Raw genomic sequence first — 14,341 nt, 5'->3', positions numbered from 1 at the left:
AGGGACAAGGGCCCAGGAGCCGATGAGCGAGCAACCGAGACAAGAGCAGGCGATCGCCCTCATCGCCCATGATCAGAAGAAGCCCGACATGGTCGCCTGGGCCACGCGTCATCGCGCGGTTCTGGCCCGGCACCGGATCGTCGCGACCGGCACGACCGGCTCGCTGCTGAAACGCGAAGTCGCCGAGCTCGATATCCGCCTGATGAAGAGCGGCCCGCTCGGCGGCGACCAGCAGATCGGCGCGCTGATCGTCGAAGGCGCCATCAGCCTGCTGATCTTCCTGGTCGACCCGCTGTCGCCGCATCCCCACGACGTCGACGTCAAGGCACTGACCCGGCTCGCCGTCGTCTACAACGTGCCGATGGCCTGCAATCTGGCCACCGCCGATATCCTGATCGCCGGCACGACCTGAGGCACGGAACCGCGGAGGGCCTATTCGCCAGGCGCCCGCGCCTCGATCGCCAGCGCGTGAACGCGGCCCTTCAGCTCGGCGTCGAGCACCTGGTTGATCATGCGGTGACGATCGACCCGCGACTTGCCGGCGAACACGGCCGACACCAATTTCACCCGGAAATGGGTTTCGCCGCCCTCCCGCCAGCCGCCGTGACCATGGTGCTGCTCGCTTTCGTCGATGACGGCCAGGGAAACGGGCGCGAAGGCCTGGGTGAGCTTGGCCTCGATGGTCGCGTGCACGGTCATGATGATCTCCGGTTCGAACCGGATATCGTCGAGCTTGCGCCTGGCCGCAACCCCGCTGCGCATTCCTCGCCTTGCCCAAGCGCCGATGGCTCTGATACATCCGGCTGCAGAAATTCAGGGGGAACCCCATGCAGAAGTTCACCACGCTGACCGGCGTCGCAGCGCCCATGCGAACGATCAATGTCGACACCGACATGATCATCCCCAAGCAGTATCTGAAGACGATCAAGCGCACCGGCCTCGGCAAGGGCCTGTTCTCCGAGGCGCGCTACAAGGACGACGGTTCGGAAAACCCGGATTTCATCCTCAACAAGCCGGCCTATCGCCAGGCCCAGATCCTGGTCGCCGGCGACAATTTCGGCTGCGGCTCGTCGCGCGAGCATGCGCCCTGGGCGCTGCTCGACTACGGCATCCGCTGCGTCATCTCGACCAGCTTCGCCGACATCTTCTACAATAACTGCTTCAAGAACGGTGTGCTGCCGATCACGGTCTCGCCCGAGGACCTGGAGAAGCTGTTCGAGGATGCCGACCGCGGCTCCAACGCGACCCTGACCATCGACCTGGAGAGCCAGGAGATCCGCGGTCCCGACGGCGGCACGCTGAAATTCGAGATCGACGCCTTCCGCAAGCACTGCATGATGAACGGCCTCGACGATATCGGCCTGACCATGGTCAAGGCGAAGTCGATCGACAACTTCGAAAAGACCGTCGGCGCCGCCCGCCCCTGGATGTGATCGGACAGCGCAGCGCAGGCGGCGAGACCCCGGCGCGGAAAGAGTGATCGATGGAACGGCGTCTCATCTCCACTGGTTCGCCGTTCGAAAAGGCTGCGGGTTATTCCCGCGCGGTGGTCCAGGGCGGCTTCGTCTTCGTCGCCGGCACCACCGGCTACGACTATGCCACCATGGTCCTGCCCGCCGGCGTCGAGGACCAGGCCCGCAACTGCTTCAAGACCATCGCCACGACCTTGGCCGAGGCCGGTGCGTCGCTGAACGACGTGGTGCGCGCGACCTATTACATCACCGAGGCCGCCGACGCCGAAAAGGTCTTCCCGATCTTCGGTGAGATCTTCGGCGAGATCCGGCCGGCCGCCACCCTGGTGGTGGTCGCGGGGCTGCTCAAGCCCGAGATCAAGGTCGAGATCGAGGTCACCGCCATGGTTCCGGCCGCGCGCGGCTGACCTGCCGGCGCTATCGCCTCAGCCGCGCCAATCCCAGCTTCCGGTCCCGCCATGACGCAAGCCAAACCGCCGAGCCTCGCCGATCTCCGCAGCGAGATCGACCGGATCGACACGGCCATGCACGAGCTCCTGATGCAGCGCGGGCAGATCATCGAGCGGCTGATCGAGGTCAAGAAGACCGCCGAGACCGGCTCGGCCTTCCGCCCCGCCCGCGAGGCCGACGTGGTGCGCCGCCTGGTCGAGCGCCATCACGGCCGCCTGCCGGTGGAGCTGGTGGCGCAGATCTGGCGCCAGATCATCTCCACCTTCACCTATGTCCAGGCGCCGCATTCGGTGCATGTCGTGATGGGGCCCGAACAGGAGGGCGCGCGCGAGCTCGCCCGCTTCCATTTCGGTTTCGGCGTGCCGCTGGTGCAGCATTCGACGCCCGCCTCGGTCATCACGGCGATCGCCCGCGAGCGCGGCGATCTGGGCCTGGTCGGGCTCGGCCCGGCGCGCGCGCCCTGGTGGGACAAGCTCGGGCTTGCCGGCCAGCCGATCGCCATGGCGACCGCACCGGCGATCGCGCGCGGAGCGAGCCCGAGGCCGCCCCAGGCGGTGGTGATCGGCCATCCCTCCATCGACACCGCCGGTCTCGACATGCGGCTGGTCGCCATCACCCTTGCCGCGGTGCCGAAGGCACCCGTCGACGCGGTGCTCGCCAGTGCGACCACCGCCGGCGGCCACCATGTGCTGGCCTGGGGGCCGCGCGACGCCGACGAAGCCGAGATCGCGCGTGACGTCTCTGCCGGCCTTGCTGTTGAAGCCGCGCGCACGGTCGGCTACACCGCAAAGCCAGTCGCGGCCTGATCTCGGGTCTCGATACGTCCTCGTGCCCTATGAGCATGTTCCGATGAGCACCGCCGCAACGCGTCCCCTTCCCCGCCCCGGCATCATGGCGATCGATGCCTATGTGCCCGGCAAGTCCGGCGCCCCGGGTATCGACAAGGTCTACAAGCTGTCGTCGAACGAGACGCCGCTCGGGCCGAGCCCGAAGGCGATCGCGGCCTATCGGCATGTCGCCGACAAGCTGGAGCTCTATCCGGAAGGCACCTCCGCGGCGCTGCGCGAGGCGATCGGCAAGCTTTACGGCCTCGACCCCGCCCGGCTGATCTGCGGCTCGGGCTCGGATGAGCTGTTGTCGCTGATCACCCATGCCTATATCGGCCCCGGCGACGAGGGCATTTTCACCGAGCATGGCTTCCTGGTCTACAAGATCGCCATCCTGGCCGCCGGCGGCACGCCCGTCGTGGTCAAGGAAAAGAACCTGCACACCGATGTCGACGCCATCCTGCAGGCGGTGACGCCGAGGACCAAGGTCGTCTACCTCGCCAACCCCAACAATCCGACCGGCACCTATATTCCCTTCGACGAGGTCAAGCGGCTGCATGCCGGCCTGCCCAAGTCGGTGCTGCTGGTGCTCGACGCGGCCTATGCCGAATATGTCCGCCGCAACGACTACGAGAGCGGCCTGGAACTGGTCGCCTCGAACGAAAACGTCGTGATGACCCGGACCTTCTCGAAGATCTACGGGCTGGCGGCGCTGCGCATCGGCTGGCTCTACGGCCCGGACCACCTGGTCGACGCCCTGAACCGCATTCGCGGGCCGTTCAACGTCAACGCCGCTGCCATCAATGCCGGCGTCGCCGCGGTCGAAGACCAGCCCTTCGTCCAGGCTGCCATCGCGCATAACGAGAAATGGCTGCCCTGGCTGACCAGCGAGCTGACCGCGCTCGGCCTGACGGTGACCCCGTCGGTCGGCAATTTCCTGTTGATCCACTTCCCCAAGGCCGCGGGCAAGACCGCCAATGACGCGGATGCCTTCCTGGTGTCCAAGGGCCTGGTCCTGCGCAAGGTCGGCGCCTATGGCCTGCCCGACGCGCTGCGCCTGACCATCGGCACCGAAGAAGCGAACCGGCATTTGGTCGCGACGCTCAAGGAGTTCCTCGGGGCCAGGGGAGCGTGACCGCGCCGCTGCGCTTCGAGCGGGTTGCGCTGATCGGCATCGGGCTGATCGGCTCGTCGATCGCGCGCGCGCTCCGCGGCCTCGGCATCGCCGGCACGGTGGTGGCGGCCGATCGCTCCGAGACGGTGGTCGCACGGGTCAAGGAACTCGGTTTGGCCGACGAGGTCACCACCGATCTCGCGGCCGCGGTCGAGAATGCCGACCTGGTCATTCTCTGCGTGCCGGTCGGCGCCTGCGGAGCGGTCGCGGAGGTCATCGCACCGCATCTGAAAGCCGGCGCCATCGTTTCCGATGTCGGCTCGGTCAAGGGGTCGGTGGTGGCGCAGATGACGCCGTTCCTGCCCGCCGACGTGCATTTCATTCCGGCCCATCCAGTCGCCGGCACCGAACATTCGGGCCCGGATTCCGGCTTCCCCGAACTGTTCCACGAACGCTGGTGCATCATCACGCCGCCGGCCGGCACCGACCCGCAGGCGGTTGAGCGGCTGACCGGCTTCTGGCAGGCGCTCGGGTCGAAGACCGAGGTGATGGCACCGGACCACCACGACCTGGTGCTGGCCATCACCAGCCATGTGCCGCACCTGATCGCCTATAACATCGTCGGCACCGCCTCCGATCTCGAGCAGGTCACCGAGAGCGAGGTGATCAAGTTCTCGGCCGGCGGCTTCCGCGACTTCACCCGCATCGCCGCCTCCGATCCGACCATGTGGCGCGACGTGTTCCTGCACAACAAGGACGCGGTGCTCGAAGTGCTCGGACGCTTCACCGAGGACCTGATCGCGCTCCAGCGCAATATCCGCTGGGCCCAGGGCGAGCAGCTGTTCGACCTGTTCACCCGCACCCGCGCGATCCGGCGCTCGATCATCGACCAGCACCAGGACACGCCCGACCCGGATTTCGGCCGCGCGCGCAAGTGAGCCGTGATGACGCCTGACCTGACCGCCGACGAGATCATTCGCCTGCTCGCCCTGGAGCCGCATCCCGAGGGCGGCCATTTCCGCGAAACCTTCCGCGACGCGCCGGCCGGCGGCGGCCGCGCCGCCTCGACGCTGATCTATTTCCTGCTGCGCCAGGGCGAACGCTCGCACTGGCACCGGGTCGACGCGACCGAGATCTGGCACTGGTATGGCGGCGCGCCGCTGACCTTGACCATCGCCGCCGACGTCAAGGGGCCGGTGACGGTGACCACGCTCGGCATCGATCTCGCCGGCGGTGAACGCCCGCAGGGCGTGGTGCCCCGCGATCACTGGCAGGCGGCCGAGAGCCGCGGCGCCTGGACCCTGGTCGGCTGCACTGTCGCGCCCGGCTTCGACTTCGCCGGCTTCACGCTGGCCCCGCCCGGCTGGAACCCTGGATCATGACCGACATCTCCCTCGTCCGCGACCTCGAGGAGCGGATGTTCAATGCCTGGCCGGCGCTGCAGACCATTCATATGGACGGCTGGCTCCTGCGCATGGCGCGCGGCCATACCAAGCGCGCCAATGCCGCCAGCCCGTGGTTTCCGTCCGACCTGCCCACGGCGGACCTGATCCAGGCGGTGAAGTCGCTCTATCGCAAGGCCGGTATCGAGCCGATGGTGCGGATCACCCCGCTGGCCGCCGAGGGCGTCGATGCGGCGCTTGCCGCCGCCGGCTGGACGCTGTTCGACCCGACCAAGGTGATGGTCGCCTCGCTCGCCGAGCGGGTGAAGCTGCAGGGCGCACCGGCCGTCGCCGTGGTGCTCGCCGAAGAGCCCTCGGTGGATTGGATCGAGGGCGCCGCCGGCGCCTACGAACTCGCCGACTGGCAACGCGACGTGCTCGCCGAGATCGTTTCGTCGATCCGGGTCGACGCCGCCTTCGCCACCATCTTCATCGGCCGCGAGCCGGTCGGCTACGGCCTCGGCGTCGCCGAGCGCGGTTATGTCGGGCTCTACGACCTCGCCGTGACCCCGGCCGCCCGTGGCCAGGGCGTCGGCTCCCGCATGGTCACCGCGCTGATGCACTGGGGCCGCTCGAAGGGGGCCAAATCGGCCTATTTGCAGGTGCGCGACGTCAATGAGAAGGCGCGCGCGCTCTATGCCCGGCTCGGCTATGCCGACGTCTATGGCTATCACTGCCGCCGGCCGCCCAGGAGCTGAGCGCTTCGAACGGCGGGCGGCCGCCTAGGGCGCCTTGCGCAGCAGATCCCTGGAAGCGATCAGCGATCCCAGCACGATCAGCACGACCGCGCCGGCCAGCGCCAGGCTCGGCTGCGAGAAGCCGAAGACGACCAGGGCGAGCGTCGACAGCACCGGCGCGGCATAACTCGCCGCGCCCAGAACCTGAATGTCGCCGCGCTTCATGCCGCGGTCCCAGAGATAGAAGGCCGCCCCCACCGGGCCGAGGCCGAGCGCCAGGATGGCCAACCATTCCGACAGGCTCGCCGGCCAGACCGTCGTCTCGAAGGCGGCATGGCAGAGACCGGCGAGCACGGCCGTCGCCAGGCAGAAGCCGGCGACCGCCTCGGTCGGCACATGGGGCAAAAGGCGCGCGGTGACCGAATAGGTCGTCCAGACCAGCGCACAGGCGCAGGCCGCGGCATAGCCGATGAGATGGCCGGCTTCGAAACCACTGCCGAGCCCGCCGCGCCCGGCAATGATCAAGATCGTTCCGGCAAGCCCGAGGGCCGCCCCGATCAGGTGATGGAGCTTGAGCCCGTGCCCCGGCAGGAAAGCCGAGAACACCACGATGAGCAGCGGCCACGTGTAGTTGATCAGGTTGGCTTCGGCCGGCGGCGCGAACCGCAGAGCGGTGAAATAGAGCGCGTGATAGCCGAACAGCCCGGCGACACCGTGAAACCAGACCGTCGGCGACTGGGCGAAGAGGCTCAAGCCCCCTGGCCGCAAGGCGACGACGACAAGCCCGATGACCCCGCCAATGGCGAAGGTCATGGCGGTGAGCTGGAACGGCGGCACCTGCCCCGAAGCGGTGGTGAACAGCGCCAGCAGGCCCCAGAGGCCGATGGCGCCGAAGCCGAGCAAGGTCGCGGAGCGGGGGGAGGACATGGATCGGCCCGGGATCGGATCAGCCGGACGCGCTGCCGCCGGCGTTCATCACCGACGGCTTCGAAAGGAGGGACCAATCAGCGCCGACGCGGCGGCGGACGGCGCGCAGGCGCGCCAGGCGGACGCGGAGCACCGGCGCCTTCACCCTTGTGGCGAAACACCAGCCGGCCCTTGTCGAGATCATATGGGGTCATTTCGACCGTCACCCGATCGCCAACCAGCGTCTTGATGCGGTTCTTCTTCATTTTGCCCGCCGTATAGACGACCACCATGTGACCATTGTCGAGCTCCACCCGGAAACGGGCATCGGGCATGACTTCGGTCACCATGCCGTCGAACGTGAGTACGTCTTCTTTCGCCATGGCAAGCCCCTCCGTGGGCAGCGCCTTATACGCGATACAAAAAACCCCGGCCAGGACGACAGAATCGCCCTGACAAGGGTTGCCTTGTAATCAAATTGACGCGTGATCGCCAACCTCTCGATGCCAGTACATCCGTAGCAGGCGTGAAGAGGCGATCGCGCGTCGGGATCAGGCCGCGACCTTCAACTGGTCGGCCGACGACTTGCCGGTACGGCGGTCGGCGACGACTTCGAAGGAAACCTTCTGGCCTTCATTGAGGCCGTAAAGGCCAGCGCGCTCGACAGCGCTGATGTGAACGAAAACGTCGGGCCCACCAGCGTCGGGCTGGATGAATCCATAGCCCTTCTGGGAGTTGAACCACTTCACGGTTCCGGTAGCCATGTAGATGTCCTTTCGAGGAACGTATGCGTATTAAGACATGCGGACGCGAAACAACGCTGCATAAATCATCGACGTTAGGGAGGTCGTCAGCAGAGCACCGGACGAATCGCGGTGCAGGCCAAGTCGTTCGGCCGAAACTCGATAGACGTGAGGTAACAGTGATATGAGTCCGAAATAAGGCAAGCCGCCGCAATTCGGACACGAAGTCGCGTACTCAGGTGAGCCGGCTCTGGCGCAGCATCTCGCTTTGCTCGAGCAGCGGATAGGCGGTTGCGATCACATGGGCGGAGATGCGCTTGAGGTCGCGCAGGATGTCCAGGTGCAATCCGCTGACCTCATAGCGTTCGCCATTGCCGCTGCGCACCCGGGCGAAATGCCGCTCGGTCGCCTCGCGTTCGCGGTTGCGGAAGACCTCCTTTTCCTCGGCGAGCTTGCGCGCCGCCGTCAGTTCGCCGCCGGTGAACACGGCGATCGCCAGTTGCAGGTCCTCCAGGAGCCGGCCGTGCATCTGTTCGATCTCGGCCAGCGCGTCCGGCGGCAAGGCGAGCCGGTTCTTGATCTGCTTGGCCGCGAGCTTCATCAGGCTCTTCTCGATGACGTCGCCGATATGCTCGAGATTGATCGCGAAGGCCAGGATGTCGGACAGCCGCCGGGTCTCCGCCTCGGTCAGCGCCTCGCCGTCGATCGCTGAGAGATATTGCTCGATGCTCGCATGCAGCCGGTCGAGGATGTTGTCCATGTGCACGACCTCGGCCACCCGCTTGCGGTCGCTGGTGTGGAACACGTCCTGCGAGCCACGCAACATGGCTTCGACCACATCGGTCATGCGCAGCGTCTCGCGCACGGCATTGGCCAGTGCCACGGCCGGCGTGTCGAGCGCCGAGGCCGACAGATATTTCGGCACGCCGGGGTCACCGGCCTTGATCGTCTCGGGGAACAGGCGGACCAGCAGGCGGGCGATGACCGGCAGGAGACCAATGAAGGCCAGTGCGACGATCAGGTTGAAACCGAGGTGGAATGTCGCCGCCATCGGCCCCGGCGCGAGCCCCCAGGCACCGAGCTCGCGTGCGATCGGCCCGAGCAGCGGCAGGGCCACCAGGCAGCCGACGATCCGGTTCATGAGATTGCCGACCGCTAGCCTCAGCTTGGCCGGATCGTCGCCGACCGCCTCGATCGCCGGATTGAGCGCGCTGCCGAGATTGGCGCCGAGCACCATGGCGAGCGCCGCCGCCGGCGCGACATGGCCGGCCGCGGCCATCGACATGATGAACAGCACCACGGCGACGCTCGAATGGGCTGCCCAGGTCAGCAGCGCGGCGACCGCGAGATTCAGCAGCGGATCGCGGGTCAGCGCCGCGAACAGCTCGCGTATCGCCGGCGCGTCTTCCACCGGGTGCATGGCCTGGGCCAGCAGATGCAGCGCCAGCAGCATCAGGCCGAGGCCGATCGCGGCGCGGCCGAGATCGCGCACCCGCGTCCGGCTGCCGCGCCGGAACGCCACCAGGCCGCCCAGGATGAACACCGGGAAGACCAGCGTGATGTCGAAGGACAAGGCCTGGACGATCACCGCCGTGCCGACATTGGCGCCCAGCATCAGGGCCATGGCCGAGACCAGGCTGACCGCGCCCGCCGAGGCGAACGAGGTGGCGAGCAAGGCCGTCGCGGTGCTGCTTTGCAAGGCCGTGGTGACCGCCACGCCGGACAGGAAGGCCGACAGGCGGTTCTTCAGGCCGATCGCCAGGACGCGCCTGAGCTCGCTGCCGAACGCCCGCATGATGCCGGTATGCACCATGTGAATGCCCCAGAGCAGCAGCGCGACATCGCCGAGCAATTGAAGGATGACTTGGGTCGCCGACATCTAGCCCCCGCCAAGACAAGGCCCGAAACGATCATGCTGGCGTCGAAAGTCGACGACAATGCGGTTCGGAGCAACTCTCGGATGCAGGGCAGCCAAGCGCTCGCGTCAGCCGCCGACGATGCCGCGGCCGAGCACGGCGAGACCGCCGGCCACGATCACCGCTTCCAGCATGACCGTATGCAGGCTGATCGGCATCGCCTCCAGGATGCGCTTGGCGACGAAGGCGCCGGGCACGGTCGCGCAACCGACCAGCAGCGCGAACAGCAGGAGCGGCGTCGGCAGGGCGTCGTTGACACCGAAGGTCGCGGATTTGGCGAGCCCGATGACGATCGAGATCGCCGCGTCGGTGGCGATCACCGCCTGGCCGGTCAGGCCGGCGGCCATCAGGAACGACACCAGGATGACGCCTGCGCCGGTCGAGGCCCCGGTCACCAGGCCGTAGACGCCGCCGGCCGGCACCAGTTGCCAGCCCTGCAGCGTGAAGCCGGCACGGGCGAGCAGGCGGCGCAGCGGCACCAGGATGATCAGCATGGCGCCGATCAGGATCGAGGCGCCGCGCGTATCGAGCCGGGTGAAGCCATAGGCCGACAGCACGACCAGCGGCACCGAAACCGGCAGCATCAGCGCGACCTTGCGCCAGTCGACGGACGCCCGCATGGCGAGAAACCGGCTGACATTGGTGAACAGTGCCGAGATCGCGATGACCGGCACGACATTTTCGGCGCCGATGATGGGCACCAGCACCAGCGGCATCAGAAGCCCGGTGCCGTAGCCGGCCATGCCGCCGACGATCGCCGCCCCGAAGGCCGTGCCCGCCACCAGGATCGCCTGGGCGAGGCTGACATCGGCGAGCGAAAAGGCCATGTATGGGGCTCGGAGGGCTGGAGCGCGTGGACGGATGCGGCGCGGCGTTCTAGGCTCTCTTCAGTTTCCCGTCCATCGTGGTCCCCGATTCGCCCATGCGCGAGAGCGCTGCCTCGTCGTCTGAAAGTCCGGTCGAAACGCTCACCGGCACCGTCGAACGCGTGACGTTCCATTCGCCCGCGACCGGCTTCGCGGTGCTGAAGGTGCGTGTGCGCGGGCGGCCGCAGCCCGTGTCCATCGTCGGCACGACATCGGCGGTGGCCGCCGGCGAAATGATGACCGCGCAGGGCAGCTGGGTGAACGACCGCACCCATGGCCTGCAGTTCAAGGCGACCGCCCTGGTCACCGCCCCGCCCGCCTCCCGGGACGGCATCGAGCGCTACCTCTCGTCGGGCGCCATCAAGGGCATCGGCATCGCCACCGCCCACAAGATCGTCCAGGCTTTCGGCAAGCGCACCTTCGAGGTGCTCGACAACGAGCCGCATCGCCTGCGCGAATTGCCCGGGCTGACCGAGGCCCGGTACAAGCGCATCACCGAAAGCTGGGCCGAGGACCGCATCGTGCGCGACCTCGGCGTCTTCCTGCAGGAACACGGCCTCGGCCTCGGCCAGGCGACGCGGGTGTTCCGCGCGCTCGGGCCGGAGGCGGTCGGATTGATCCGCCAGGATCCCTACCGGCTCGCCCGCGACGTGCGTGGCATCGGCTTTCTCACCGCCGACCAGGTCGCGACCTCGCTCGGCCTGAAGCGCGATGCGCCGGAACGGCTGCGCGCCGGCATCAGCTTCGCCTTGCAGGAAGCCCGCGACGACGGCCATTGCGGCCTGCCGCGCGAGGCCGCCGTGGCGCTGGCGGCCCGCCTGCTCGATGCCGACGAGGAGCTGATCGAACAGGCCGCCGACAGCGAGGTGGCGAACCGCAACCTGATCGCCGACACGATCGGCGGCCAGCCGCATCTGTTCCTCAAGGAATTGCACCGCGCCGAAAAGGTCATCGGCGACAAGCTGAAGGAATTGACCGTCGGCCAACCGCCCTGGGGCCGGATCGATCTGTCGGCCGAAGTGCCGCGGGTCGAGGCGCGGACCGGCAAGGCGCTGGCGCCGTCGCAGCGCGAGGCGCTGAACGTCATCCTGAGCGCCAAGGTCTCGGTGATCACCGGTGGCCCGGGTGTCGGCAAGACCACGCTGCTCGACACCATCCTGAAGATCCTCACCCGCCAGGAGGTCTCGGTGGTGCTGGCGGCGCCCACCGGGCGCGCCGCCAAGCGCATGACCGAGCAGACCGGCATCGAAGCCAAGACCATTCACCGCCTGCTCGAGATCGATCCGGAATTCGGCGCCTTCGCGCGCGGCCGCGACAATCTGATCGACTGCGACCTGCTGGTGGTCGACGAGACCTCGATGGTCGACGTGCCCTTGATGATGGCGCTCGTCGAGGCCCTGCCGGCGTCTTCGGCCCTGCTGCTGGTCGGCGACGTCGACCAGCTGCCGCCCGTCGGTCCCGGCCAGGTGCTGGCCGACGTGATCGCTTCCGACCTCGTGCCGGTCGCCCGCCTGACCGAGGTGTTCCGCCAGGCCGAGGCGAGCCGCATCATCGCCAATGCCCACCGCATCAACCGCGGCGAGATGCCGGAACTGCCCGAGCCCGGCGTGCAGAGCGACTTCTATTTCGTCGAGATGAACTCCCCCGAGGACGGCCTCGCCAAGATCATCGAGATCGTCAAGGAACGGATCCCGCGCCGCTTCGGCCTCGATCCGATGCGCGACGTGCAGATCCTGGCGCCGATGAACAAGGGCGTGCTCGGCGCGCGCAATCTCAATATCGAGGTGCAGAAGGTCCTGAACCCGCCCAAGGGCCGCTCGATCGAGCGTTACGGCTGGACCTATGCCGCCGGCGACCGGGTCATGCAGACCGCCAACGACTATGACCGCGACGTGTTCAACGGCGATCTCGGCTCGGTCCTGCGCATCGACCAGGAGGAAGGCGAGCTGGTCGCCCTCTTCGACGGGCGGCAGGTCAGCTATTCCTTCACCGAGCTCGAAAACCTCATGCCGGCCTATGCCACCACCATTCACAAGAGCCAGGGCTCGGAATATCCGGCCGTGGTGGTGCCGGTGACCATGCAGCACTACGCCATGCTGGCGCGCAACCTGATCTATACGGCGGTGACCCGCGGCCGCTCGCTGGTCGTCATGGTCGGCGAAACCCGCGCGCTGAAGATCGCCGTCAGCGGCGGCCGGTCACAGGTGCGCACCACCAAGCTCAGGGAATGGCTGACCACCTGAGGCGCCGGGTCGCGCGGGACCGATCCGGCCTTCTTCGACGTTTCGGCCGCCGCCGAAGCATTGTCCGCGCGGCCGGTCTAGACTGCAGCCATGAAAGACGGACCCAGCATTTCCGAAGTGGCCGCGCTGATCGGCGATCCCGCGCGCGCCAACATGCTCGCCGCCCTGATGTCCGGCCGCGCGCTGACCGCCGGCGAACTCGCCCGCGAGGCCGGCATCACCGCCCAGACCGCCAGCGGCCATCTCGCCAAGCTCAGCGAGGCGGGCCTGCTGCTGGTCGCGGCCCAGGGGCGGCACCGCTATTTCCAGCTGTCCGGCGGTGATATCGCCCAGGTTCTCGAGGGCCTGATGGGCATTGCCGCCCGCACCGGGCGGCTGCGCACCCGCACCGGCCCGCGCGAACCCGCGATGCGCAAGGCCCGCGTCTGCTACGATCATATCGCCGGCGAATGGGCGGTCCGCCTGCTCGATGCCTTTGTTGCCAATGGCCGCCTCGCCGACCATGACGGCGCGCTGGCGATGACCCCTATCGGCAAGGCGCTGTTCGCCGCCGAGGGCATCGATTTCGAACGCATGGCGACAAGCCGCCGGCCGATGTGCCGGGCCTGCCTTGACTGGAGCGAGCGCCGCCCGCATCTGGCCGGCTCGCTCGGCAAGGCGTTGCTCGACCTCATGCTGGACAAGGGCTGGGTCCGGCGCAGCGCCGAAAGCCGGGTCATCGACATCACCCCGCCCGGCCATCGCATGTTCCTGAGCTGGATCGGCGACAGCGAGGACATCAGGCCGGCGGTCATCGGCCAGAACGGTTAGCGCCCGGATTGCACCTGTCGGGCGGGGTGCCGGCGGGCCCTTACCGGTGCGTGAACACCGCCGGGCGCTTCTCGACGAAGGCGGCCATGCCCTCCTTCTGGTCGTCGAGCGAGAAGGCGGCATGAAAGGCCCGGCGCTCGAACAGCAGGCCCTCGGCGAGCGGCGTCTCATAGGCCCGGTTGACGCATTCCTTGACCATCATGGCGACCGGCCGGGACATGGCGGCGATCTTCGCGGCGACGCGGATGGCCTCGTCGACGAGCTCCGCCGAGGCGACAACGCGGCTGACCAGGCCGGCACGCTCCGCCTCGGCGGCATCCATCAGCCGACCGGTCAGGCACATCTCCATCGCCTTGGATTTGCCGACGAAGCGGGTCAGGCGCTGCGTGCCGCCGCCGCCCGGGGTGATGCCGACGGTGATCTCGAGCTGGCCGAACTTCGCCGTCTCGGCCGCCAGGATGAAGTCGCAGGCCATGGCGAGCTCGCAGCCGCCGCCGAGCGCGTAGCCGGCGACCGCCGCGATCACCGGCTTGCGGCTGGTGGCGATGCGCAGCCAGTCGCCGCCGCTGAACTCGCGGGCGAAGACCTCGGCGAAACTCGTCAGCCCGGCCATTTCCTTGATGTCGGCGCCGGCCGCGAAGGCCAGGTCATTGCCGGTCAGCACGATCGCCCCGATCGCCTCGTCCAGTTCGAAGGCATCGATCGCCCGGCGCAGCTCCGGCAGCAGCGCGAAGCAGAGCGCGTTGCGGAACGCCGGGCGGTTGAACCGGATGAGGCCGACCGTGCCGTGCGTCTCGGTCAGGATATGCTGATAGGCCATGACGTGCTCCGCCTTGTCGCACCGCTGTCGGGTGCGGTCGCGAGCGGAACCTAGC

17 protein-coding genes are annotated in these 14,341 nt (G+C 67.9%); 10 read left to right on the top strand and 7 right to left on the bottom strand.

Translation table 11 applies throughout. The annotated features are described in order from the left end of the window. The first annotated feature begins 22 nt into the window (after positions 1-22). Positions 23-412: a methylglyoxal synthase gene (locus tag AC07WJ_RS03865; RefSeq protein ID WP_494933197.1), complete on the top strand. Its 390-nt coding sequence runs from the start codon at positions 23-25 to the stop codon at positions 410-412. Positions 413-432: 20 nt separating this feature from the next. Here AC07WJ_RS03865 and AC07WJ_RS03860 read toward each other — a convergent pair whose 3' ends face one another. Beyond that, complete coding sequence (locus AC07WJ_RS03860) at positions 433-699, bottom strand: BolA family protein (protein WP_494933831.1); 267 nt, start codon at positions 697-699, stop codon at positions 433-435. A gap of 128 nt (positions 700-827) precedes the next feature. On the opposite strand from AC07WJ_RS03860, the gene leuD reads away from it, so the two are divergent. From leuD to AC07WJ_RS03825, 7 genes are read left to right on the top strand one after another with little or no spacing between them, the layout of a single operon-like run. Continuing rightward, the gene (leuD, locus tag AC07WJ_RS03855; protein WP_494933196.1) at positions 828-1,433 is read left to right on the top strand and encodes a 3-isopropylmalate dehydratase small subunit; all 606 of its coding nucleotides are present in this window, start codon (positions 828-830) and stop codon (positions 1,431-1,433) included. A gap of 50 nt (positions 1,434-1,483) precedes the next feature. After that, positions 1,484-1,879, top strand: a complete 396-nt coding sequence (locus AC07WJ_RS03850; protein WP_494933195.1) for a RidA family protein — start codon at positions 1,484-1,486, stop codon at positions 1,877-1,879. 51 nt (positions 1,880-1,930) lie between these two features. Further along, on the top strand, positions 1,931-2,728 hold the full coding sequence (locus AC07WJ_RS03845; RefSeq protein ID WP_494933194.1) for a chorismate mutase: 798 nt from the start codon (positions 1,931-1,933) through the stop codon (positions 2,726-2,728). Positions 2,729-2,771: 43 nt separating this feature from the next. Beyond that, positions 2,772-3,884 carry a histidinol-phosphate transaminase gene (gene hisC, locus AC07WJ_RS03840; RefSeq protein WP_494933193.1) on the top strand — a complete coding sequence of 371 codons (1,113 nt, stop codon included), beginning with the start codon at positions 2,772-2,774 and terminating at the stop codon, positions 3,882-3,884. Further along, complete coding sequence (locus AC07WJ_RS03835) at positions 3,881-4,801, top strand: prephenate/arogenate dehydrogenase family protein (RefSeq protein ID WP_494933192.1); 921 nt, start codon at positions 3,881-3,883, stop codon at positions 4,799-4,801. Before hisC ends, AC07WJ_RS03835 begins: the two co-directional genes overlap by 4 nt. 6 nt (positions 4,802-4,807) lie before the next feature. After that, positions 4,808-5,245: a cupin domain-containing protein gene (locus AC07WJ_RS03830; RefSeq protein WP_494933191.1), complete on the top strand. Its 438-nt coding sequence runs from the start codon at positions 4,808-4,810 to the stop codon at positions 5,243-5,245. After that, positions 5,242-6,003: a GNAT family N-acetyltransferase gene (locus AC07WJ_RS03825; protein WP_494933190.1), complete on the top strand. Its 762-nt coding sequence runs from the start codon at positions 5,242-5,244 to the stop codon at positions 6,001-6,003. Before AC07WJ_RS03830 ends, AC07WJ_RS03825 begins: the two co-directional genes overlap by 4 nt. A gap of 24 nt (positions 6,004-6,027) precedes the next feature. On the opposite strand, the gene yddG is transcribed toward AC07WJ_RS03825, so the two are convergent. The 5 genes from yddG to AC07WJ_RS03800 all read right to left on the bottom strand — a co-directional run bounded on the left by yddG (position 6,028) and on the right by AC07WJ_RS03800 (position 10,374). Next, a complete protein-coding gene (gene yddG, locus AC07WJ_RS03820; protein WP_494933189.1) occupies positions 6,028-6,909 on the bottom strand; it encodes an aromatic amino acid exporter YddG in 882 nt (293 codons plus the stop codon). 77 nt (positions 6,910-6,986) lie between these two features. Further along, positions 6,987-7,271, bottom strand: coding sequence for a translation initiation factor IF-1 (gene infA / locus AC07WJ_RS03815; RefSeq protein WP_494933188.1), 285 nt, complete (start codon positions 7,269-7,271; stop codon positions 6,987-6,989). A gap of 168 nt (positions 7,272-7,439) precedes the next feature. Beyond that, positions 7,440-7,652, bottom strand: a complete 213-nt coding sequence (locus AC07WJ_RS03810; protein WP_136959907.1) for a cold-shock protein — start codon at positions 7,650-7,652, stop codon at positions 7,440-7,442. A 214-nt stretch (positions 7,653-7,866) separates the two neighbouring features. After that, on the bottom strand, positions 7,867-9,510 hold the full coding sequence (locus tag AC07WJ_RS03805; protein WP_494933187.1) for a Na/Pi cotransporter family protein: 1,644 nt from the start codon (positions 9,508-9,510) through the stop codon (positions 7,867-7,869). A gap of 105 nt (positions 9,511-9,615) precedes the next feature. Beyond that, positions 9,616-10,374 (bottom strand): TSUP family transporter, encoded by a 759-nt coding sequence (locus tag AC07WJ_RS03800; RefSeq protein ID WP_494933186.1) that lies wholly within the window; start codon positions 10,372-10,374, stop codon positions 9,616-9,618. 95 nt (positions 10,375-10,469) lie between these two features. Between AC07WJ_RS03800 and recD2 the strand changes: the two genes are divergently transcribed. Together recD2 and AC07WJ_RS03790 are read left to right on the top strand one after the other, a co-directional pair. Then, positions 10,470-12,656: an SF1B family DNA helicase RecD2 gene (gene recD2 / locus AC07WJ_RS03795; RefSeq protein WP_494933185.1), complete on the top strand. Its 2,187-nt coding sequence runs from the start codon at positions 10,470-10,472 to the stop codon at positions 12,654-12,656. A gap of 90 nt (positions 12,657-12,746) precedes the next feature. Continuing rightward, positions 12,747-13,466, top strand: coding sequence for an ArsR/SmtB family transcription factor (locus AC07WJ_RS03790; RefSeq protein WP_494933184.1), 720 nt, complete (start codon positions 12,747-12,749; stop codon positions 13,464-13,466). A 40-nt stretch (positions 13,467-13,506) separates the two neighbouring features. On the opposite strand, the gene AC07WJ_RS03785 is transcribed toward AC07WJ_RS03790, so the two are convergent. Then, complete coding sequence (locus tag AC07WJ_RS03785) at positions 13,507-14,286, bottom strand: enoyl-CoA hydratase (protein WP_494933183.1); 780 nt, start codon at positions 14,284-14,286, stop codon at positions 13,507-13,509. Positions 14,287-14,341: the final 55 nt, after the last annotated feature.

The sequence above is a fragment of the Phreatobacter sp. GW821-FHT04C01 genome, from assembly GCF_059420385.1.
This window is presented reverse-complemented; position numbering and strand designations above follow the sequence as displayed.

Bases quoted from the DNA above. Each gene is read 5' to 3' on its own strand.
- AC07WJ_RS03825 (WP_494933190.1), top strand. From the start codon at position 5,242: ATGACCGACATCTCCCTCGTCCGCGACCTCGAGGAGCGGATGTTCAAT.
- AC07WJ_RS03830 (WP_494933191.1), top strand. From the start codon at position 4,808: ATGACGCCTGACCTGACCGCCGACGAGATCATTCGCCTGCTCGCCCTG.
- AC07WJ_RS03805 (WP_494933187.1), bottom strand. From the start codon at position 9,510: ATGTCGGCGACCCAAGTCATCCTTCAATTGCTCGGCGATGTCGCGCTG.
- AC07WJ_RS03845 (WP_494933194.1), top strand. From the start codon at position 1,931: ATGACGCAAGCCAAACCGCCGAGCCTCGCCGATCTCCGCAGCGAGATC.
- AC07WJ_RS03865 (WP_494933197.1), top strand. From the start codon at position 23: ATGAGCGAGCAACCGAGACAAGAGCAGGCGATCGCCCTCATCGCCCAT.
- yddG (WP_494933189.1), bottom strand. From the start codon at position 6,909: ATGTCCTCCCCCCGCTCCGCGACCTTGCTCGGCTTCGGCGCCATCGGC.
- AC07WJ_RS03785 (WP_494933183.1), bottom strand. From the start codon at position 14,286: ATGGCCTATCAGCATATCCTGACCGAGACGCACGGCACGGTCGGCCTC.
- AC07WJ_RS03850 (WP_494933195.1), top strand. From the start codon at position 1,484: ATGGAACGGCGTCTCATCTCCACTGGTTCGCCGTTCGAAAAGGCTGCG.
- AC07WJ_RS03810 (WP_136959907.1), bottom strand. From the start codon at position 7,652: ATGGCTACCGGAACCGTGAAGTGGTTCAACTCCCAGAAGGGCTATGGA.
- AC07WJ_RS03800 (WP_494933186.1), bottom strand. From the start codon at position 10,374: ATGGCCTTTTCGCTCGCCGATGTCAGCCTCGCCCAGGCGATCCTGGTG.
- hisC (WP_494933193.1), top strand. From the start codon at position 2,772: ATGAGCACCGCCGCAACGCGTCCCCTTCCCCGCCCCGGCATCATGGCG.
- AC07WJ_RS03790 (WP_494933184.1), top strand. From the start codon at position 12,747: ATGAAAGACGGACCCAGCATTTCCGAAGTGGCCGCGCTGATCGGCGAT.
- infA (WP_494933188.1), bottom strand. From the start codon at position 7,271: ATGGCGAAAGAAGACGTACTCACGTTCGACGGCATGGTGACCGAAGTC.
- recD2 (WP_494933185.1), top strand. From the start codon at position 10,470: ATGCGCGAGAGCGCTGCCTCGTCGTCTGAAAGTCCGGTCGAAACGCTC.
- AC07WJ_RS03860 (WP_494933831.1), bottom strand. From the start codon at position 699: ATGACCGTGCACGCGACCATCGAGGCCAAGCTCACCCAGGCCTTCGCG.
- leuD (WP_494933196.1), top strand. From the start codon at position 828: ATGCAGAAGTTCACCACGCTGACCGGCGTCGCAGCGCCCATGCGAACG.